The following is an 18,514-nucleotide window of genomic DNA, read 5'->3' on the forward strand; positions in this document are numbered from 1 at the left end:
ATGCTGCTGCGTTTTACCAAGATGCACGGCCTGGGCAACGACTTCATGGTTCTCGACCTGGTCAGCCAGCACGCGCATATTCAGCCCAAGCACGCAAAAATGTGGGGCGACCGGCACACCGGCATCGGTTTCGACCAGTTGCTGATCGTCGAAGCGCCGAGCAATCCGGATGTGGACTTCCGTTACCGGATCTTCAACTCCGACGGTTCCGAAGTGGAGCAGTGCGGCAACGGTGCGCGCTGCTTCGCCCGCTTCGTGCTCGACAAGCGCCTGACCGCCAAACGGCAGATCCGCGTCGAGACCAAGGGCGGCATCATCGAACTCGACGTGCGTAACGACGGCCAGATCGGCGTGAACATGGGCGCCCCACGCCTGGTGCCGGCGGACATTCCGTTCCAGGCGCCGGAGCAGGCCCTGAGTTATCAGGTCGATGTCGACGGTACGCCGGTCGATCTGGCGGCGGTGTCCATGGGCAACCCCCATGCGGTGCTGCGGGTCAGCGATATCAACACCGCACCGGTGCATGAACTGGGGCCGAAAATCGAACACCATCCGCGCTTTCCGGCGCGGGTCAACGTCGGTTTTCTCCAGGTCATCGACCGCCATCGCGCACAACTGCGCGTCTGGGAACGCGGCGCCGGGGAAACCCAGGCCTGCGGCACCGGTGCCTGCGCTGCTGCTGTAGCGGCGATCAGTCAGGGGTGGATGGATTCGCCCCTGCTGATCGACCTGCCGGGCGGGCGCCTGTCCATTGAGTGGGCAGGGCCCGGCCAACCGGTCTTGATGACCGGCCCGGCAGTGCGCGTATACGAAGGACAAGTGCGTCTTTGAGTGAGCAGAAGCCATGACCGATAAGCCTCAGGTACCCGCCCGACAGTCCGGTGAATCAGCGTCCGAGAGCCTGGAGGCGGCAGCGGTTGCCGCGTACCTGGAGGCTCATCCGGACTTCTTCGTCGAGCATGAAGAACTGCTGCCGTCCCTGCGCATCCCCCATCAGCGCGGCGATACCGTCTCGCTGGTCGAGCGCCAGATGGCCATCCTGCGCGACCGCAACATCGAGATGCGTCATCGTCTCTCGCACTTGATGGACGTCGCCCGGGACAACGATCGCCTGTTCGACAAGACCCGTCGCCTGATCCTCGCGCTGATGGACGCTGCCACTCTGGAAGACGTGGTGATCAGCGTCGAAGACAGCCTGCGTCAGGATTTTCAGGTGCCCTTCGTCAGCCTGATCCTGCTGGGCGACAACCCGGCCCCGGTCGGCCGCTGGGTGACCCACGCCGACGCGCAAACCGCCATCGGCGGATTGCTCACCGAAGGCAAGAGCGTCAGCGGCAGCCTGCGTGAGCATGAGCTGGACTTCCTGTTCGGCGAAGAACAGCGCAAGCAGATCGGCTCCACCGCCGTGGTCGCCGTCAGCCATCAGGGCATCCACGGAATCCTGGCCATCGCCAGCCGTGATCCGCAGCACTACAAGAGCTCGGTCGGCACGCTGTTCCTCAGCTACATCGCCGAAGTCATGGGTCGCGTGCTGCCACGGGTCAACAGCTCCCTGCGCTCGGTACGCTGAGCATGGAACGACAACTGGACGCTTACTGCGAACACCTGCGCAGTGAGCGGCAGGTGTCGCCGCACACGCTGTCGGCCTACCGACGCGACCTCGACAAAGTCCTCGGCTGGTGCAACAAACAGAACATCGGTAGCTGGCAGGCGCTGGACATCCAGCGCCTGCGCAGCCTGATCGCCCGCCTGCATGCCCAGGGCCAGTCCTCACGCAGTCTGGCGCGCCTGCTCTCAGCGGTGCGCGGGCTCTATCACTATCTGAATCGTGAAGGTCTCTGCGATCACGATCCGGCCACCGGCCTGGCACCGCCCAAAGGCGAACGTCGGCTGCCGAAAACCCTCGACACCGATCGCGCCCTGCAACTGCTTGAAGGTGCCGTGGAGGACGATTTCCTCGCGCGGCGCGATCAGGCGATTCTGGAGTTCTTCTATTCCTCCGGACTGCGTCTGTCGGAGCTGACCGGGCTCAATCTCGATCAGCTCGATCTGGCCGACGGCATGGTTCAGGTGCTCGGCAAGGGCAGCAAGACGCGTCTGTTGCCCGTCGGCAAAAAGGCCCGGGAAGCACTGGAGCAATGGCTGCCGCTGCGGGCGCTGACCAATCCGGCGGACGACGCGGTATTCGTCAGCCAGCAAGGCCGACGCCTCGGCCCGCGCGCGATTCAGGTTCGGGTCAAACTCGCCGGCGAGCGCGAACTGGGGCAGAACCTGCACCCGCACATGCTGCGACACTCCTTCGCCAGCCATTTGCTTGAGTCCTCCCAGGACTTGCGCGCGGTGCAGGAACTGCTCGGCCACTCGGACATCAAGACCACCCAGATCTATACCCACCTGGACTTCCAGCACCTGGCGGCGGTCTACGACAGCGCCCACCCACGGGCCAAACGCATGAAAGGCGACGATTCATGAGCATCCAGTTGATCACCTTCGACCTCGACGACACCTTGTGGGACACCGCCCCGGTGATCGTCAGCGCCGAAGCGGTTTTGCGCGAATGGCTGAGCGAACATGCGCCGAATCTGGGCGCGGTGCCGGTCGAGCATCTGTGGTCGATCCGCGAGCGGGTGCTGGCCAACGAACCGGGCCTGAAGCACCGCATCAGCGCGTTGCGCCGGCGCGTGCTGTTCCATGCGCTGGAAGAAGCCGGGTACGCCCACGGCGAAGCGTCGGATCTGGCGGACAAGAGTTTTGAAGTGTTTCTGCATGCGCGGCATCAGATCGAAGTGTTCCCGGAGGTGGAGCCGATCCTGGAAACCCTCGCCAAGCATTACGCCCTCGGGGTGGTCACCAACGGCAACGCCGATGTCCGTCGTCTCGGGCTGGCGGATTACTTCAAGTTTGCGTTGTGTGCCGAAGACATCGGCATAGCCAAGCCGGATGCTCGACTGTTCCATGAAGCGTTGCAGCGCGGCGGCGTGAGCGCCGAAGCCGCTGTGCATATCGGCGATCACCCGGGGGATGACATCGCCGGGGCGCAGCAAGCCGGTCTGCGAGCGATCTGGTTCAACCCGGCCGGCAAGGACTGGGAAGCGGAGCGCCTGCCGGATGCCGAGATTCGCAGCCTGAACGATCTGCCTGCGGTACTCGCTCGCTGGAACAGCCGCGGCTAGATTTCTTTCGCCCATGAAAAAGCCCGCAGCGACGGCGGGCTTTTTCAGCAAGCAAGCGACACGCCTCAGATAGGGCGGCTGCCGTACTTGTTGTCCGGCTTCTTGGGCGGATCGGCGACCACGTTGGCCTCCACTTCCTGCACCTTGCCGCCGCGCGCAAGGAACTCTTCCATGGCCTTGGCCAGGGCATCGCGCTCCTTGTTCTTGGCTTCGATGCTCGGCAACTCGTCGACCGACACCGCAGCCTTGGCCTTGCCTTTGGCAGCCGGGGCCGGCGTATCGTCACCGCCATCGTCTTCAGCAACGTCTTCCGCTGCTGCTTCCAGACCGTCTTCGGCCTCGTCTTCGTCGCCTACTTCGAGGTCGTCGTTTTCCAGATCATCGTCGCTCATGTTCTACCTCATGACTTGCGAAAAGCAGATTAGTTATAGACCAGCTTTGGCGACTGTCGAAAGTCGCCGGAAAAAAATCGCTAACCATTGGTGACCAACGGTTTATGCCCCTTCACCGTGCAAGGTGGCGAGGACTTTACGGGCACCGCCATGATCACGGTGCTCGCCCAGGTAAACGCCTTGCCAGGTGCCCAGTGCCAGTCGGCCCGCCGTTACCGGCAAACTGATCTGGCAGCCCAGCACGCTGGCCTTGAAGTGCGCCGGGAGGTCGTCCAGGCCTTCGTCGTTATGCTCATAGCCGTCTGCTCCTTGTGGGATCAGACGATTGAAAAATCGTTCGAAGTCGCGACGTACCGCCGGATCGGCGTTCTCGTTGATGGTCAACGACGCCGAGGTATGCTGCAGCCACAAATGCAACAGACCGACCCGGCATGCCTTGAGTTCAGGCAGGCCGGCGAGCAACTCGTCCGTCACCAGATGAAAGCCCCGGGGCCGTGCCCGCAGGGTTATCAGAGTCTGTTGCCACATACAGTTCTCCGCACGTTCGGGGCGCATTCTAGCGCGCTCTGGAAAAAAACAAAGGCCCTAATATTCCTTCAATGATGTAAGCCTTTGGCCGCAGAAAAACACTCGTCGTAAACACGACCAAAGCAGTACGAAAAATCCTTTCAGCTGTATCAGGGAAGACAAATTCCAGACAAAAAAATGCCCGGCGAGCCGGGCAAGTTTTTTGTGGCGCGTGCTTACAGGTTGTAGCCGCGCTCGTTGTGTTGTGCCAGATCCAGGCCGACCGATTCTTCTTCCTCGGTCACGCGCAGACCCATCACGGCATCCAGCACCTTGAGGATGATGAAGGTGACGATGGCGGTGTAGATCACGGTGAAGCCGACGCCTTTGCACTGAATCCAGACTTGTGCGGCGATGTCGGTGACGGTGCCGAAGCCACCCAGCGACGGTGCAGCGAACACACCGGTCAGGATCGCGCCGAGGATACCGCCGATACCGTGCACGCCGAAGGCGTCCAGGGAGTCGTCATAACCGAGTTTGCGTTTCAGGGTGGTGGCGCAGAAGAAGCACACCACGCCTGCCGCCAGACCGATGACCAGGGCGCCCATCGGGCCCACGGTGCCAGCGGCCGGAGTGATCGCGACCAGACCTGCAACGACGCCGGATGCGATACCCAGTGCGCTTGGTTTGCCGTGGGTGATCCACTCGGCGAACATCCAGCCCAGTGCCGCAGCGGCGGTCGCAATCTGGGTCACCAGCATCGCCATGCCGGCGGTGCCGTTGGCGGCCGCAGCGGAACCGGCGTTGAAGCCGAACCAGCCAACCCACAGCATCGCTGCGCCCATCAGGGTGTAACCCAGATTGTGTGGCGCCATCGGGGTGGTCGGGAAGCCTTTGCGTTTACCCAGTACCAGGCAGGCAATCAGACCGGCCACACCGGCGTTGATGTGCACCACGGTGCCGCCGGCGAAGTCGAGTACGCCCCAGTCCCACATCAGGCCGCCGTTGCCGGACCAGACCATGTGCGCGATCGGTGCGTAGACCAGGGTGAACCAGATGCCCATGAAGATCAGCATCGCGGAGAACTTCATCCGCTCGGCGAACGCACCGACGATCAGCGCCGGGGTGATGATCGCGAAGGTCATCTGGAAGGTGATGAAGACCGCCTCGGGGAACAGCGCCGCCGGGCCGGTCAGGCTCGCTGGGGTGACGCCGGCCAGGAACGCCTTGCCGAAACCGCCCACGAATGAGTTGAAGTTGACGACGCCCTGCTCCATGCCGGTGGTGTCGAACGCGATGCTGTAGCCATAAATGACCCACAGGACGCTGATCAGACCGGTAATGGCGAAGCACTGCATCATCACGGAAAGAATGTTTTTCGACCGAACCATGCCGCCGTAGAACAGCGCGAGGCCAGGAATGGTCATGAACAGCACGAGGGCTGTGGAGGTGAGCATCCAGGCGGTGTCGCCGGAGTTCAGGACTGGAGCTGCCACTTCGTCTGCCGCCATGGCCAGGCCGGGCATTACGATAGACAACAGGGCTCCTAGCCCTGCGAATTTACGCAGAGTCATATTGTTTTCTCCTGGGGCGTTGGGTTTGTGGCGGCGTTTAGATCGCGTCGGTATCGGTTTCGCCGGTACGGATGCGGATCGCCTGTTCCAGATTGACCACGAAGATCTTGCCGTCACCGATCTTGCCGGTGTTGGCAGCCTTGGTTATCGCCTCGATAACCCGATCCAGATCCTTGTCGTCGATGGCCACGTCGATTTTCACCTTGGGCAGAAAATCGACCACATACTCCGCGCCGCGATACAGCTCGGTGTGACCCTTCTGCCGACCGAAGCCTTTGACTTCAGTAACGGTAATGCCCTGCACGCCGATTTCGGACAGCGACTCGCGCACGTCGTCCAACTTGAACGGCTTGATGATGGCAGTGACTAGCTTCATGAAACTCTCTCCCGAATTGGTGGACTTGCCCCAGGAAAACAAACCCGACTCAAGTCTAAGCGCAGTGCCTGGCTTTGTAACGCTTCGTTGTCGACGCCAGCTAACCGCTCCAGACGAAACTCCCCGCTCCGTCTGCCGCACTGCATTCGTCACAGCGACTGCATCAGTGCATGGGTCGAAGGTGACTAAGCAGAAAGCTTGCCATCTCGCCAAAAACCACTGATTTCAATCCCTTGGCCGCTGCGGCAGATGCCATCACCCAAATGGCACTCGGGATACGCACAACAACGGTGCGCGGCCGTGCATCCAGTTGCGCGAAAAGCGTGCATCCGTGCCTGCGCCAATGACTATAGACACTGCGTGATACACTGCCGGCCATTGTTTCCAGGACATATCCCATGCTCGCGCCCAAAGACTTCCTCGACGCCCTGAGCGGCACCGCCTCCCGCCTGTTCAGCGGCGACACGCCCTTGCCGAAAGCCGAAATAGAAAGCCAGTTCAAGATGCTGCTGCAAAGCGCCTTCAGCAAACTGGACCTGGTGAGCCGCGAAGAGTTTGACAGTCAGATGGTGGTACTGGCGCGCACTCGCGCCCGGCTCGAGAGCCTTGAGGCGAAGGTGGCGGAGATGGAGGCGAAGCTGACGCCGCCGGCTGAGTAACACCTCGTGTCTTTGTGAATGCGGTCCCTTGTGGGAGCGGGCTTGCCCGCGAATGAAGGTCGGAACGACCTTCCCGCGATTCAGGATTCGCTATCGACTCCCGGCAGAATCCTACAGATTGCAACCCCGCCGTCCGATTGCGCCGTGAAGCCCTGATTCCTAAGCTCACCCAATGCTGAATGTTCAGCACTGGGTTTGGCGACCCGAAAAGCTTAAGGCGCACGAAAACCATGATGGCGGCTATGTTTACCGCCACATCGAGTCATGGCGGTTGTGCGTGGGAGACCTTCGGGTCTGCCGGGTTCCTTTTGCTCCGGTTCGCCAACCCGCGTACGACTGCCACCCAATTGTTTGGCGACAATTGAGGGCAGCCCTAAAGCAAAAGGAGCTGTTCAATGAATAACGAAGATACGTATCTCACTCCTCAGGTTTTCATCCGCCACAAACTCCCCCTCCACGCCCTGCTCATCCAGAACCAACCCTGGTTCTCTGCCCGCGACCTGGGCCGCCTGCTGCACATTTACCTCAACGAACGCATGCTGCGAAAACTCGACCCCGACCAATACCAAACCCGCAAAACCCTGATCCACAACCAGATCGAAAACACCCTCCTGATCAGCGAATCCGGCATCTACGCCCTCCTCGTCTACCACTACTGCCCCGAATACCGAGCGCTACGCGAATGGCTCACCCATCAAGTCATCCCCACCCTGCGCGACGCCCAGCACCCCACCACAAACGAACGCCCACAGCTAAGCCTGCTGAATTGGCCCGAGATGTCGTTGAGTTTGCTGCACTGGAATAACCAGCCGTGGATTCGGTTGCAGGATGTGCCATTGATGGTGGTAGAACGGGAAAAGCTAAAGCGCCCAGAACCGGGCACTTGGTGGAAGAGGGCTTCGCGGATGCTGCAATCGCTATAGGCCCGCATGCCGGAGCTGAGCCCTGCGTAAATCGTAAGTCGACTGAAGATTCATCCAGAACTCAGGTGTGGTGTTGAGGTGGAGGCCAGCCTGATTGCCAAATCGGCGCAGATCCTGAGCTGGCATTTTACAAGTTTTTCGATCTCGGTTTCAGGCCAGTTCGTGGGCATGGCCAAGTCCATGACAGTCATGCCCAACGGCTCCATGAATTCCTTATTCAGCACCTCGCCCGGATGAATCGGGCGCATACCATTGCGGTCCATTTTTTGCCTCCAGCAGCTGCATTGAGCGGCCAAACTGGAACATCCAATCCAGCTATTCAAGACCTCCGAACCCTTTCGCCGACGTCCTTCAGCAATTTGGGCATGGTCCTACAAGGATTAGCTCTCGCGCCTGATTCTAGCTCTTCTCTCTTTAACCTATGATTCGGCCGTCTGGCAGCAAATCTCAAAATGAGCTCCTCAGAACGCCTCAGATCAGATTCGAGCATTGCTTAAAGCCAGCGGCCTTCAAATCTCGTGGAGCTTCACCATGCAAATGTCAATTTTTCCAATCAGCTTGCCATCACTCCATCACAAGCTAATCTATGGCTTGCAAAGCCGTTGATTTCGTGATTATTGACTGTAGAATGCTCCGATTTTTAAAGTCAAACCTCGTATGCATTGAGAGGAAGGGAAACGAAATGAAGAGATCTGATGACACAAAAATTTATCAAAATGATAAATCGTCACGTCTGGACAACAATCAGAGCTCCAACATTATCGGCTTCGCCGCTTTCAAAGAAAAAAAAGCCGATGAAGAATATAAAAAAGCAATAAATAACATTTTGGCTCGCGCGCAAAAAGTTGACTGGTAACACACCAGCTCCTTTAGCTCGCGCAGGGAAAGGCGCGAAAAATGTCAGCAGTCCCCAAGGAAAGTCATCCTAAAAATAATGACAGCCATTCAAATATTCGAACAATTGGGGAGCGCATAGAAGGTCGCCGCAGCGACGAAATAGTTATTGCGTTCTGCGGTCCCGTAGGCTGTAACCTTGCCGATGTAATACGAACTATTCGAGCTCAGTTCGAAGAGTACGGGTACCTAACCGAACACATTAAGATCAGCGATATAATTAAAGACTATTACAGAGAAAATGGACTACCTCCGAGACTCTCAAAATTGTCGTTGAACCCCTCGCCGGGTAAAGAGCGGTATACAACACTGCAAGACCTTGGAAATGATTTACGTCAACGCTTTGACTCCCAGATATTAGCTGCACTCGCCATGGCAAAAGTAGCCGCAAACCGCGACATCGCCATGCGAAAAAATGATATAGAAAAACCGCCCAAAACGGTCTATATAGTTGACCAGCTAAAACACCCCGAAGAAGCTGAACTATTCAAACTCGTTTATGGAAACATATTTTATCTTATTGGTGTTTTGAGCCCGCAGAATGTCAGGTTCAATTACTTAACAAGAACTGAACGCATACCTGGTCACGACGCACAGTTCCTGATAGATCGGGACAGGGACGAGTTAAGAACTTCATATGGGCAAAAATTAGAAAAAACTGTCCAACTTGCCGATTATTTCATCCGAAACAATCAGGACTCTATTTCAAATCTGCTACATCCCTGCCAACGTTTCGTAGCTCTAGTCCATGGAAAAAATGGTGTAACTCCTACCAAGGACGAATCAGGAATGTATGCTGCCTACTCCGCCTCGTTGAAGTCCGCTTGCTTAAGCAGGCAAGTGGGGGCTGCAATAGCGAACAAAGAGGGCAACATAATTTCTTTGGGATGGAATGACGTACCAAAGTTTGGAGGAGGGCTCTACACTTCAGACTCTAAAAACGATCAAAGATGTATTTACCATGGCGGAAAATGCTATAACGACATTCATAAGTCAGCACTCATTCAAGACATTGTAAAAATTGTTAGCCAAAAAATAACTGTAACCGACGACGTAAAAGACGAGCTAGCAAAACTCATTCAGAAAGAAACCAGAGCAGGATCAATCATTGAGTTTTCCAGAGCTATTCATGCGGAAATGGAGGCTATATTAGGACTCGCGCGCTCGCAAGGAAACTCTACTGACTCCTGCGTACTATATACAACAACATTTCCATGCCACAATTGCGCCAGACATATCATCGCTGCGGGAATCAAGCGTGTAGTTTACATTGAGCCTTACGAAAAAAGTCTCGCATTAGACCTTCATGAAGATGCAATTACAACCGATGAAAACCATGTCGGAAAAACCTTGTTTGAAACATTTTCAGGAGTAGCGCCGAGCAAATATGCATCATTCTTCATAGCTCGCGGCAACAGAAAGGATAGCTCAGGTTCGGCAATTGATATAATTAAAACTGACGCAACGCATATTGGAACAGAGTATCTTGACCCCTATCAAACAATCGAAGGAAAGGTTGTTCAAGACCTAATGTCCAAGGTATCTCCCTCTACACAACCAACTCCCCCTATAGATGTTCCTCCACCGCCGTCCTCTCCTACACCGCCAAGAGCGGCTTAAAAAATGAAGATGGTGAGAATATCTCTCCATCTTCTACTTAAAACTTAAACGCTTGTCGTTTTTTCCATAAAGTAAATCCAAGTAATATTTGGTTTATATTTGTCCTCGTAATCTCCCGCAAAACTCCACGCCCCCTACTACCCTTAAAAAACCCGCAGGAAGCGGCCCCTCGATTCAACTCAAGGAACGACCATGTCCCTCGCCATCGTCCATAGCCGCGCCCAGATTGGCGTGGATGCCCCCGCTGTCACCGTTGAAGTTCACCTCGCCAATGGCTTGCCCTCGCTGACCATGGTCGGCCTGCCCGAAGCGGCGGTGAAGGAGAGCAAGGACAGGGTGCGCAGTGCGATCATCAATTCCGGGCTGCAGTTTCCGGCGCGGCGGATCACGCTGAATCTGGCGCCGGCTGATTTGCCCAAGGATGGCGGGCGGTTCGATCTGGCGATTGCGCTGGGGATTCTGTCGGCGAGTGTGCAGGTGCCGACGTTGACGCTGGATGACGTGGAGTGCCTTGGCGAACTGGCGTTGTCCGGTGCCGTGCGGGCGGTGCGCGGGGTGTTGCCGGCGGCACTGGCAGCGCGCAAGGCCGGGCGGACGCTGGTGGTGCCACGGGCGAATGCCGAGGAGGCTTGTCTGGCATCTGGGCTGAGGGTGATCGCGGTGGATCATTTGCTGGAGGCCGTGGCGCATTTCAACGGGCATACGCCGGTCGAGCCTTATGTCTCGGATGGGCTGATCCATGCCGCGAAACCCTATCCCGACCTGAATGAAGTACAGGGCCAACTGGCCGCCAAGCGGGCGCTGCTGATTGCCGCCGCCGGCGCGCACAACCTGCTGTTCAGCGGGCCGCCGGGCACGGGCAAGACGTTGCTCGCCAGTCGTTTACCGGGGTTGCTGCCACCGCTGGCCGAGAGTGAGGCGCTGGAGGTGGCGGCGATTCAATCCGTCGCCAGCGGCGCACCGTTGACCCACTGGCCGCAGCGCCCGTTTCGCCAGCCGCATCACTCGGCCTCCGGGCCGGCACTGGTCGGTGGCAGCTCAAAACCGCAACCCGGCGAAATCACCCTCGCCCATCACGGCGTGCTGTTTCTCGATGAACTGCCAGAGTTTGATCGCAAGGTGCTGGAGGTTCTGCGCGAACCGCTGGAATCCGGCTGCATCGTCATCGCACGGGCCAAGGAAAGGGTGCGGTTTCCCGCGAGATTCCAGCTGGTGGCGGCGATGAATCCCTGTCCCTGTGGATATCTTGGCGAACCGAGCGGCAAGTGTTCGTGCACGCCGGACATGGTGCAGCGCTATCGCAACAAACTGTCGGGGCCGTTGCTGGACCGGATCGATTTGCACCTGACGGTGGCGCGGGAGGCGACAGCGTTGAACCCTGCGGTGAAACCGGGAGAGGACAGCGCCAGCGCGGCCACATTGGTCGCAGAGGCCCGCGATCGTCAGCAAAAACGCCAGGGCTGTGCCAATGCATTTCTCGATTTGCCGGGGCTGAAGAAGCACTGCAAGTTATCCACAGCCGATGAAACCTGGCTGGAGACGGCGTGCGAAAGACTGACCTTGTCGCTGCGCTCGGCGCATCGGCTGCTCAAGGTCGCGCGGACGCTGGCGGATCTGGAGAAGTGCGCGGATATCAGTCGCGAACATCTGGCCGAAGCGTTGCAGTATCGGCCGGCGACTCAGTAAGTGTCGAGGTCGTGGCGGGCCCAAACGCAAGCAGGCTCGCTCTCACAGGTCCAACAAAAAACCTGTGGGAGCGAGCCTGCTCGCGATAGCTATTTCAGAGACGCCTCACCGGAAGCGGTCGACTTCCTGGCGCAGGTCGGCTGCGAGGCCTTCCAGTTCCTTGGCGGTGATGGCCAGGTTCGATACCACTTCGCGCTGCTCGCTGTTGGCCATCGCGATGCTCTGCAAGTTGCTGCTGAGCAAAGTCGCGGTGCTGCTCTGCTCCTGAGTCGCGGTGGTGATCGCGGCAAACTGCTCACCCGCCGAGCGGCTTTGCTCGTCAATGCGCGCCAGCGCCGACGCCACATTGGCATTGCGCGACAGGCCTTCCTGCATCAGCAGGTTGCCCTGCTCCATGTTGCTGATGGCGTTGCCGGTTTCCTGCTGAATGCTGTGAATCATGCTGGAAATTTCATCCGTCGCCTGACGGGTACGCGAGGCGAGGCTGCGCACTTCGTCGGCCACCACGGCAAACCCGCGACCTTGTTCACCGGCACGGGCCGCTTCGATGGCAGCGTTGAGTGCCAGCAGGTTGGTCTGTTCGGCAATCGAGGTGATCACGCTGACGATGCCGCCGATTTCCTGGGAGCGCTGACCGAGCGTGTTGATCACGGTCGCGGTGGTGTTCAGTGCGCCGGCAATCTGCTCCAGCGAGGAAGACGCTTCTTCCATCGACGTGCGACCGATCTGGGTCTGCTGGGCGTTTTCCTGGGCCAGACGCTGGGTGTTGCCCATGTTGTCGGCAATGTTCAGCGACGTGGCGGAGAACTCTTCAACGGCGCCGGCCATGCTGGTGATTTCGCCAGACTGTTGCTCCATGCCTTCATAGGCGCCGCCAGACAGACCGGACAGCGCTTGAGCCCGACGGTTGACCTCTTCCGAGGCGCGGCGGATGTGCTCGACCATGGTCGACAGGGCCTGGCTCATCTGGTTGAACGCGCGGGCCAACTGGCCAATCTCGTCGTTGCTCGACACACTCAGGCGCACGCTCAGATCGCCGGCGCCCAGGGCTTCAGCCTGGCGGACCAGATCGCCCAGCGGTGCCAGTTTGCTGCGCAGCAACCAGACCACGGAGCCGACCGCCAGCAGCATCGCCAGCAGACTGCCGATGGCCAGCTGAGTGCCGACGCTCCAGGTCACCGCGCGGATCTCGGCTTTCGGCATGCTCGCCACCACCGACCACGGGCCACCCTCGAACGGCACGGCGATGCTGTAGAAGTCTTCGGACTTGTCGCTCCAGAACTGTCCTTTACCCGGCGTTTTCGCCAGACCGTTGATTACAGGAACCGCTTGATCCAGCGCCTGCACACCGGCCGGCGCCACCAGCCACTGGTTCTTCTCGTCCAGCAGCGCCAGCGAGCCGGTCTGGCCGATACGGAAGCGCTTGAGATTGGCGAACTGGGCGTTCTGCGCGTCGGTGTAATCGAAGCCGACGAACAACACCGCGATTACCTTGCCGCTGCTGTCACGCACCGGGGTGTACTGAGTCATGTAGGAGCGATCGAACAGCAAGGCGCGACCGACGTAACCCTGCCCCGCCATCAATTTCGCATAGGCCGGGTGAGCGTGGTCGAGCACGGTGCCGATGGCGCGGGTGCCGTCTTGTTTGCTCAGAGAGGTGCTGACGCGAATGAAGTCTTCGCCGCTGCGCACGAACAGCGTGGCAACGCCCGCCGTCATCTGCTTGAACTCGTCGACTTCCTTGAAGTTGTTGTTCAACACCTCGCTGCCCAAGTGCAGGCCCGGGGTCTGGGTGCCCGCAACATTGACCGGCTCGCTCGGGTGAATGCTCAGGCCCGCGATGAAGCGCTTCTCGAACAACCCGCTCAGGCGCTGGGTGCTTTCGCGCAGCGTGCCGTGAAAAGTGCTCAGCTGGTCGGCGAGCAGGCGTGCCTCGCTGGCCAGGTGTTCTTCACGGGTGGCGAGGTTGGCGGTGTCCAGCGAACGCAGGGCGAACACCGTACTGCCGCTGATGACTATCGCCAGTATCACGGCGAGCGCGAGGCCCAGCTGCGAGGCGATCCGAGCGCGAGGTTGAGACATGGACAGCTCCTGGCCGAACTTCCGATCCTCCTTGATCGCAGCTCGGGTAATTTTCTAATGGGGGTAAATCGTGGCCACCGGCACGACGGTTCCACATGCACGTATTCGGCGGTAAAACCGAATACTTGAGCGAACAGCAGGGTTATGGCGAAAGGCCGGCATTGTGCAGGCTCGAACGTTTCAGCTCAAGCGCGTGACCGCCGGCAGCGCCATGGCGCGGACTTCGCCTTGCAGGAAGTCGCTCAGACGGCGCAAACGTTCACCTCCCGGACGAGTCTTTGGCCACACCAGGTAATAATTCAGGCCGCTGGCGACCGCCGTCGGCCACGGCAGACTCAAGCGTCCTTGCGCGACATCCTCGGCCACCATCAGCAGATCGCCCATGGAAACCCCATAGCCCCGAGCCGCCGCAATCATCCCGAGTTCCAGAGTATCGAACACCTGTCCGCCCTTGAGCGACACCTGATCCGACAGCCCCATGTGCTCCAGCCAACTGCGCCAGTCGCGGCGGTCCGGCGTCGGGTGCAGCAATTCGGCGCTGGCCAGCCGCGCCACGTCCCACGGCTGATCGTTGAGCAGATTCGGCGCGCCGACCGGAATCAGCTCCTCCGGAAACAGCAGGCTGGCTTCCCAGTCCGGCGGGAAATGCCCGTCACTCAACAACACCGCGCAATCGAAGGGCTCGTTATTGAAGTCCACCGAATCCACGTCCATCCACGCGCTGGTCAGTTGCACCTCGTTACCTGGCTGCAGATGACGAAAGCGACTGAGCCGCGCCAGCAACCAGCGCATGGTCAGGGTCGACGGGGCTTTCATGCGCAGGATGTCATCTTCGGCGCGCAAGGTATTGCAGGCACGTTCCAGCGCGGCAAAGCCATCACGGATGCCCGGCAGCAGCAGGCGTGCCGACTCGGTCAGTTGCAGATTGCGCCCGCTGCGGTGGAACAAGCGGCAGGCGAAGTGCTCTTCGAGCGTGCGGATGTGCCGGCTCACCGCACTTTGAGTGATCGACAACTCTTCGGCTGCCCGGGTGAACGAACTGTGGCGGGCCGCCGCTTCGAATGCGCGCAGGGCATACAAGGGTGGAAGACGACGGGACATGCACAACGCTCCAATGGGGGGATTGCGCCAACTTAGCAGAATCGCGACAGGATGAGTTTTAATCATGCTACCCATCCTTTTTATCCCTTTGTGCAACCCGCGCCAAACCCTGAGAATCGACGGTTTCTTGCTCCCTCTTTTATAAGGATGTGAAAACATGCAGCGTCCTGTGCGTACCGAACTCTGGGCCATCCTGCGGCTGGCGGGGCCGTTGATCGCCTCGCAGTTGGCGCACATGCTGATGGTGCTGACCGACACCCTGATGATGGCGCGCCTCAGTCCCGAAGCGCTGGCCGGTGGCGGTCTGGGCGCGGCGAGCTATTCGTTCGTGTCGATCTTCTGCATCGGCGTGATCGCGGCGGTCGGCACTCTGGTGGCGATTCGTCAGGGCGCCGGCGACATCATCGGCGCCGCCCGCCTGACCCAGGCCGGGCTATGGCTGGCGTGGCTGATGGCACTCGGTGCCGGGCTGCTGTTGTGGAATCTGAAACCGGTGCTGTTGCTGTTCGGCCAGACCGAGACCAACGTCAACGCCGCCGGGCAATTTCTGGTCGCCCTGCCGTTCGCCCTGCCCGGCTACCTGAGTTTCATGGCCTTACGCGGTTTCACCAGCGCCATCGGCCGGGCAACGCCGGTGATGGTCATCAGCCTCGCCGGCACGGTGGCCAACTTCCTGCTCAATTACGCGCTGATCACCGGCATGTTCGGCCTGCCGCAGCTCGGGCTGACCGGTATCGGCCTGGTCACGGCGATTGTCGCCAACTGCATGGCTCTCGCACTGGCCTGGCACATTCGCCGGCATCCGGCCTACGACGCTTACCCGCTGCGTGAAGGCCTGTCGCGGCCGAACCGGCAGTACCTCAAAGAGCTCTGGCGCTTGGGTCTGCCGATCGGCGGGACCTACGCGGTGGAAGTCGGGCTGTTCGCCTTCGCGGCGCTGTGCATGGGCACCATGGGCAGCACGCAACTGGCGGCGCACCAGATCGCTCTGCAAATCGTCTCGGTGGCGTTCATGGTTCCGGCGGGGATGTCGTATGCGATCACCATGCGCGTCGGCCAGCATTACGGCGCCGGGCAATTGAGCGATGCGCGGATGTCCGGGCGGGTCGGCATCGTCTTCGGAGCAGTGGTAATGCTGGGGTTTGCGATGGTGTTCTGGCTGCTGCCGAATCAGTTGGTCGGCTTGTTCCTCGACCATAACGATCCGGCGTTTGCCGAGGTGATTCGTCTGGCGGTGAGCCTGCTCGCCGTGGCAGCGTGGTTCGAGCTGTTCGACGGCACGCAGACGATTGCCATGGGCTGCATTCGCGGGCTCAAGGATGCCAAGACCACGTTTCTGGTCGGGCTCGGTTGCTACTGGCTGATCGGCGCGCCGGCGGCGTGGCTGATGGCGTTCCATTTGCACTGGGGGCCGACCGGCGTCTGGTGGGGTCTGGCGCTGGGGCTGGCGTGTGCGGCGGTGAGCCTGACGCTGGCGTTCGAATGGAAGATGAAGCGGATGATTCGGCTCGAACCGCAAGCTCAAGGCTTCAAGATCGCTCAGCCGGAATGACAGGTCGGCGGGAGCAACCTTGCTCCCGCTTACTGGTTCGTCAGACCACAATGCCCAGCGGCGGCTGACTGGCATCAGCCACCAGGTAATCAACCAGTTCCGTCAACGGCAACGGCTTGCTGATCAGGTAACCCTGCACCTGATCGCAACCGAACCCGCGCAACAGATCCAGTTGCTCGCGGGTTTCCACCCCTTCGGCAACCACTTCCAGGTGCAGGTTGTGCGCAAGGTTGATCATCGCGTGCACCAGTTTGCGGTTCTCTTCGCGCTGCTCCATGCCGCCGACGAAACTCTTGTCGATCTTCAGCAAGGTGATCGGCAGGCTGTTGAGGTGCACGAACGACGAGAACCCGGTGCCGAAATCATCCAGCGAGAAACGCACGCCGAGGCGACCGAGAGCGTCCATGGTCTGCTTGACCAGATCGCTGCGGCGCATCACAGCGGTTTCGGTGAGTTCGAATTCCAGCCACTGCGCTTCGACTCCGCGCTCGGCGATCAGACGGCTGAGCGTCGGCAGCAACTGGCTGTCCTGAAACTGGCGGAACGACAGGTTGATCGCCATATGCAGCGCCGGCAATCCGCGTTCGCGCAACGCCTGCATATCGCGCAGGGCCCGGGAAATCACCCAGTAACCCAGCGGCACGATCAGACCGCTCTGCTCCGCCAGCGGCACGAATTCGCTCGGTGGTAGCAGGCCGCGTTCGCTGTGGCGCCAGCGCACCAGCGCTTCGAGGCCGACGATCTGGCCGTCCTGCAGGTTCAGGCGCGGCTGGTAGTGCAGCTCCAGCTCGTCGCGACGCAAGGCCCGGCGCAGCTCGCTTTCGAGGTCGGCCATGCTTCGCGCGTTGCGGTTGATTCGTTCGTTGAAGATGTGAAAGGTGCAGCCTTGCGTGCTCTTGGCCTGCTGCATGGCGATGTGCGCGTGCCACATCAGCGGATCGGCACCGCCCTGGGCGCGGGCATGAGCAATACCGAGGCTGGAACCGATCAGCAGGCTTTCGCCATCGACCCAGTAAGGTTCGGCCAGGGCTTCGGTGATGCGTTCGGCCATCCATTCCGCCCGTTGCGGGGCGCGGCGGGTATCGATCAGCAAGGCGAATTCATCGCTGCCGAGGCGCGCCAGTTGATCGCCGACTTCCAGCTGACTTTTCAGCCGTGCGACGACTTGCAGGATCAGGCGGTCGCCGGCCTGGTGGCCGAGGGCGTCGTTGGCATGGCGGAAGTTGTCGAGATCAAGATGCCCGAGGGCCAGGCCGCGGCCGTCATTTTCGGCGAGGCGCGCCGTCAGAAGAGTCTGGAAACCCTGACGGTTGGCGATGCCGGTCAGCGGATCCTGCTCGGCCAGGCGTTGCAGGGTGTTTTCCAGCACGCCGCGTTCGCGCACATGCCGCAGGCAACGCCGTAGCATGCCGGCATCGAGGGCATCGAATACCAGCCAGTCGCTGACGCCGTCGGGCGCGGTCGCCGGTTCGTGTTCCAGAAGCAATACCGTCGGCAGGCTGCAACGGCCGGGCGCCGGCTGCAACGCGGGAACGGTCAACAACACCGCGTGGCGGTTGTCTTCGAACAGACTGCTGACCGACTCCCAGCTCGGCGCGCTGATCAGCACCGCCGCACTCCCCAACGGAGCCAGACACTCGCGCAATAACGCTGTCCACGCTGGCTCTTCGGCCAGTAGCAGCAAACGCAAGGGTTCGACAGGCGTAGTCAAGCTGACTCCCTAGACTCTGCAATGATGTGGGCGGCGGGCATTATGCCGTTGCGGCTACCAATGACCAAACGACAACGGTTATCAAAACGTTATTTTGTGTCACGAATGAGAACATTAGCCGCAAAATCACCGCGCATCCTGCGTGAAAGTAACAAAACCGGCAAATTTGAATCGCGTGTTGCGTCACAAGTCGGAGAGAGCAGCACAAATCGCTGAGCCTGTTAAAATGCCGGCCCATTTCGTCAACGACTCCCGAATTTTCGT

Annotated in this window: 18 protein-coding genes; 10 read left to right on the forward strand and 8 right to left on the reverse strand. The window is 59.8% G+C overall.

Annotated features, from left to right (window positions below; translation table 11 throughout):
- The 4 genes from dapF to ABFB52_RS28395 are packed head-to-tail and all read left to right on the forward strand — an operon-like array spanning position 1 to position 3,173.
- On the forward strand, positions 1 to 831 hold the full coding sequence (dapF, locus tag ABFB52_RS28380; RefSeq protein ID WP_011336523.1) for a diaminopimelate epimerase: 831 nt from the start codon (positions 1 to 3) through the stop codon (positions 829 to 831).
- Positions 832 to 844: 13 nt separating this feature from the next.
- A complete protein-coding gene (locus ABFB52_RS28385; protein WP_007951894.1) occupies positions 845 to 1,570 on the forward strand; it encodes a DUF484 family protein in 726 nt (241 codons plus the stop codon).
- 2 nt (positions 1,571 to 1,572) lie between these two features.
- Positions 1,573 to 2,472: a tyrosine recombinase XerC gene (gene xerC / locus ABFB52_RS28390; RefSeq protein WP_129973027.1), complete on the forward strand. Its 900-nt coding sequence runs from the start codon at positions 1,573 to 1,575 to the stop codon at positions 2,470 to 2,472.
- On the forward strand, positions 2,469 to 3,173 hold the full coding sequence (locus tag ABFB52_RS28395; RefSeq protein ID WP_085746783.1) for an HAD-IA family hydrolase: 705 nt from the start codon (positions 2,469 to 2,471) through the stop codon (positions 3,171 to 3,173). Before xerC ends, ABFB52_RS28395 begins: the two co-directional genes overlap by 4 nt.
- A 65-nt stretch (positions 3,174 to 3,238) precedes the next feature.
- On the opposite strand, the gene sutA is transcribed toward ABFB52_RS28395, so the two are convergent.
- The 4 genes from sutA to glnK form a co-directional block, all read right to left on the reverse strand.
- Complete coding sequence (sutA, locus tag ABFB52_RS28400) at positions 3,239 to 3,565, reverse strand: transcriptional regulator SutA (RefSeq protein ID WP_007951900.1); 327 nt, start codon at positions 3,563 to 3,565, stop codon at positions 3,239 to 3,241.
- Between the two features lie 102 nt (positions 3,566 to 3,667).
- Positions 3,668 to 4,093 (reverse strand): secondary thiamine-phosphate synthase enzyme YjbQ, encoded by a 426-nt coding sequence (locus tag ABFB52_RS28405; RefSeq protein WP_011336526.1) that lies wholly within the window; start codon positions 4,091 to 4,093, stop codon positions 3,668 to 3,670.
- Positions 4,094 to 4,308: 215 nt separating this feature from the next.
- The gene (locus ABFB52_RS28410) at positions 4,309 to 5,646 is read right to left on the reverse strand and encodes an ammonium transporter (protein ID WP_007951904.1); all 1,338 of its coding nucleotides are present in this window, start codon (positions 5,644 to 5,646) and stop codon (positions 4,309 to 4,311) included.
- 37 nt (positions 5,647 to 5,683) lie between these two features.
- Complete coding sequence (glnK, locus tag ABFB52_RS28415) at positions 5,684 to 6,022, reverse strand: P-II family nitrogen regulator (RefSeq protein ID WP_002555808.1); 339 nt, start codon at positions 6,020 to 6,022, stop codon at positions 5,684 to 5,686.
- 398 nt (positions 6,023 to 6,420) lie between these two features.
- Between glnK and ABFB52_RS28420 the strand changes: the two genes are divergently transcribed.
- The gene (locus tag ABFB52_RS28420) at positions 6,421 to 6,681 is read left to right on the forward strand and encodes an accessory factor UbiK family protein (RefSeq protein WP_007920416.1); all 261 of its coding nucleotides are present in this window, start codon (positions 6,421 to 6,423) and stop codon (positions 6,679 to 6,681) included.
- A 395-nt stretch (positions 6,682 to 7,076) separates the two neighbouring features.
- A complete protein-coding gene (locus tag ABFB52_RS28425; protein WP_085746784.1) occupies positions 7,077 to 7,604 on the forward strand; it encodes a Bro-N domain-containing protein in 528 nt (175 codons plus the stop codon).
- Between the two features lie 50 nt (positions 7,605 to 7,654).
- On the opposite strand, the gene ABFB52_RS28430 is transcribed toward ABFB52_RS28425, so the two are convergent.
- Positions 7,655 to 7,867, reverse strand: a complete 213-nt coding sequence (locus ABFB52_RS28430) for a HigA family addiction module antitoxin (RefSeq protein ID WP_305955791.1) — start codon at positions 7,865 to 7,867, stop codon at positions 7,655 to 7,657.
- A gap of 419 nt (positions 7,868 to 8,286) precedes the next feature.
- Between ABFB52_RS28430 and ABFB52_RS28435 the strand changes: the two genes are divergently transcribed.
- The 3 genes from ABFB52_RS28435 to ABFB52_RS28445 all read left to right on the forward strand — a co-directional run bounded on the left by ABFB52_RS28435 (position 8,287) and on the right by ABFB52_RS28445 (position 11,804).
- Positions 8,287 to 8,460: a hypothetical protein gene (locus tag ABFB52_RS28435; protein WP_165369534.1), complete on the forward strand. Its 174-nt coding sequence runs from the start codon at positions 8,287 to 8,289 to the stop codon at positions 8,458 to 8,460.
- Positions 8,461 to 8,501: 41 nt separating this feature from the next.
- Positions 8,502 to 10,118, forward strand: a complete 1,617-nt coding sequence (locus ABFB52_RS28440; protein ID WP_129973028.1) for an anti-phage dCTP deaminase — start codon at positions 8,502 to 8,504, stop codon at positions 10,116 to 10,118.
- A gap of 192 nt (positions 10,119 to 10,310) precedes the next feature.
- Positions 10,311 to 11,804 (forward strand): YifB family Mg chelatase-like AAA ATPase, encoded by a 1,494-nt coding sequence (locus tag ABFB52_RS28445; RefSeq protein ID WP_085746788.1) that lies wholly within the window; start codon positions 10,311 to 10,313, stop codon positions 11,802 to 11,804.
- 105 nt (positions 11,805 to 11,909) lie between these two features.
- Here ABFB52_RS28445 and ABFB52_RS28450 read toward each other — a convergent pair whose 3' ends face one another.
- Both ABFB52_RS28450 and ABFB52_RS28455 read right to left on the reverse strand, forming a co-directional pair.
- Positions 11,910 to 13,886 (reverse strand): methyl-accepting chemotaxis protein, encoded by a 1,977-nt coding sequence (locus tag ABFB52_RS28450; RefSeq protein ID WP_102717317.1) that lies wholly within the window; start codon positions 13,884 to 13,886, stop codon positions 11,910 to 11,912.
- A gap of 180 nt (positions 13,887 to 14,066) precedes the next feature.
- Positions 14,067 to 14,987, reverse strand: a complete 921-nt coding sequence (locus ABFB52_RS28455) for a LysR substrate-binding domain-containing protein (RefSeq protein ID WP_085746790.1) — start codon at positions 14,985 to 14,987, stop codon at positions 14,067 to 14,069.
- A 157-nt stretch (positions 14,988 to 15,144) separates the two neighbouring features.
- Here ABFB52_RS28455 and ABFB52_RS28460 point away from each other — a divergent pair, with 157 nt between their 5' ends.
- The gene (locus ABFB52_RS28460; protein ID WP_085746791.1) at positions 15,145 to 16,539 is read left to right on the forward strand and encodes a NorM family multidrug efflux MATE transporter; all 1,395 of its coding nucleotides are present in this window, start codon (positions 15,145 to 15,147) and stop codon (positions 16,537 to 16,539) included.
- Between the two features lie 40 nt (positions 16,540 to 16,579).
- On the opposite strand, the gene ABFB52_RS28465 is transcribed toward ABFB52_RS28460, so the two are convergent.
- On the reverse strand, positions 16,580 to 18,250 hold the full coding sequence (locus ABFB52_RS28465; protein WP_085746792.1) for a bifunctional diguanylate cyclase/phosphodiesterase: 1,671 nt from the start codon (positions 18,248 to 18,250) through the stop codon (positions 16,580 to 16,582).
- Positions 18,251 to 18,514: the final 264 nt, after the last annotated feature.

Source organism: Pseudomonas sp. 9.2(2024) (assembly GCF_039695385.1).
Taxonomy (GTDB): Bacteria; Pseudomonadota; Gammaproteobacteria; order Pseudomonadales; family Pseudomonadaceae; genus Aquipseudomonas; species Aquipseudomonas paraglycinae.

Bases quoted from the DNA above. Each gene is read 5' to 3' on its own strand.
- dapF (WP_011336523.1), top strand. From the start codon at position 1: ATGCTGCTGCGTTTTACCAAGATGCACGGCCTGGGCAACGACTTCATG.
- ABFB52_RS28385 (WP_007951894.1), top strand. From the start codon at position 845: ATGACCGATAAGCCTCAGGTACCCGCCCGACAGTCCGGTGAATCAGCG.
- xerC (WP_129973027.1), top strand. From the start codon at position 1,573: ATGGAACGACAACTGGACGCTTACTGCGAACACCTGCGCAGTGAGCGG.
- ABFB52_RS28395 (WP_085746783.1), top strand. From the start codon at position 2,469: ATGAGCATCCAGTTGATCACCTTCGACCTCGACGACACCTTGTGGGAC.
- sutA (WP_007951900.1), bottom strand. From the start codon at position 3,565: ATGAGCGACGATGATCTGGAAAACGACGACCTCGAAGTAGGCGACGAA.
- ABFB52_RS28405 (WP_011336526.1), bottom strand. From the start codon at position 4,093: ATGTGGCAACAGACTCTGATAACCCTGCGGGCACGGCCCCGGGGCTTT.
- ABFB52_RS28410 (WP_007951904.1), bottom strand. From the start codon at position 5,646: ATGACTCTGCGTAAATTCGCAGGGCTAGGAGCCCTGTTGTCTATCGTA.
- glnK (WP_002555808.1), bottom strand. From the start codon at position 6,022: ATGAAGCTAGTCACTGCCATCATCAAGCCGTTCAAGTTGGACGACGTG.
- ABFB52_RS28420 (WP_007920416.1), top strand. From the start codon at position 6,421: ATGCTCGCGCCCAAAGACTTCCTCGACGCCCTGAGCGGCACCGCCTCC.
- ABFB52_RS28425 (WP_085746784.1), top strand. From the start codon at position 7,077: ATGAATAACGAAGATACGTATCTCACTCCTCAGGTTTTCATCCGCCAC.
- ABFB52_RS28430 (WP_305955791.1), bottom strand. From the start codon at position 7,867: ATGGACCGCAATGGTATGCGCCCGATTCATCCGGGCGAGGTGCTGAAT.
- ABFB52_RS28435 (WP_165369534.1), top strand. From the start codon at position 8,287: ATGAAGAGATCTGATGACACAAAAATTTATCAAAATGATAAATCGTCA.
- ABFB52_RS28440 (WP_129973028.1), top strand. From the start codon at position 8,502: ATGTCAGCAGTCCCCAAGGAAAGTCATCCTAAAAATAATGACAGCCAT.
- ABFB52_RS28445 (WP_085746788.1), top strand. From the start codon at position 10,311: ATGTCCCTCGCCATCGTCCATAGCCGCGCCCAGATTGGCGTGGATGCC.
- ABFB52_RS28450 (WP_102717317.1), bottom strand. From the start codon at position 13,886: ATGTCTCAACCTCGCGCTCGGATCGCCTCGCAGCTGGGCCTCGCGCTC.
- ABFB52_RS28455 (WP_085746790.1), bottom strand. From the start codon at position 14,987: ATGTCCCGTCGTCTTCCACCCTTGTATGCCCTGCGCGCATTCGAAGCG.
- ABFB52_RS28460 (WP_085746791.1), top strand. From the start codon at position 15,145: ATGCAGCGTCCTGTGCGTACCGAACTCTGGGCCATCCTGCGGCTGGCG.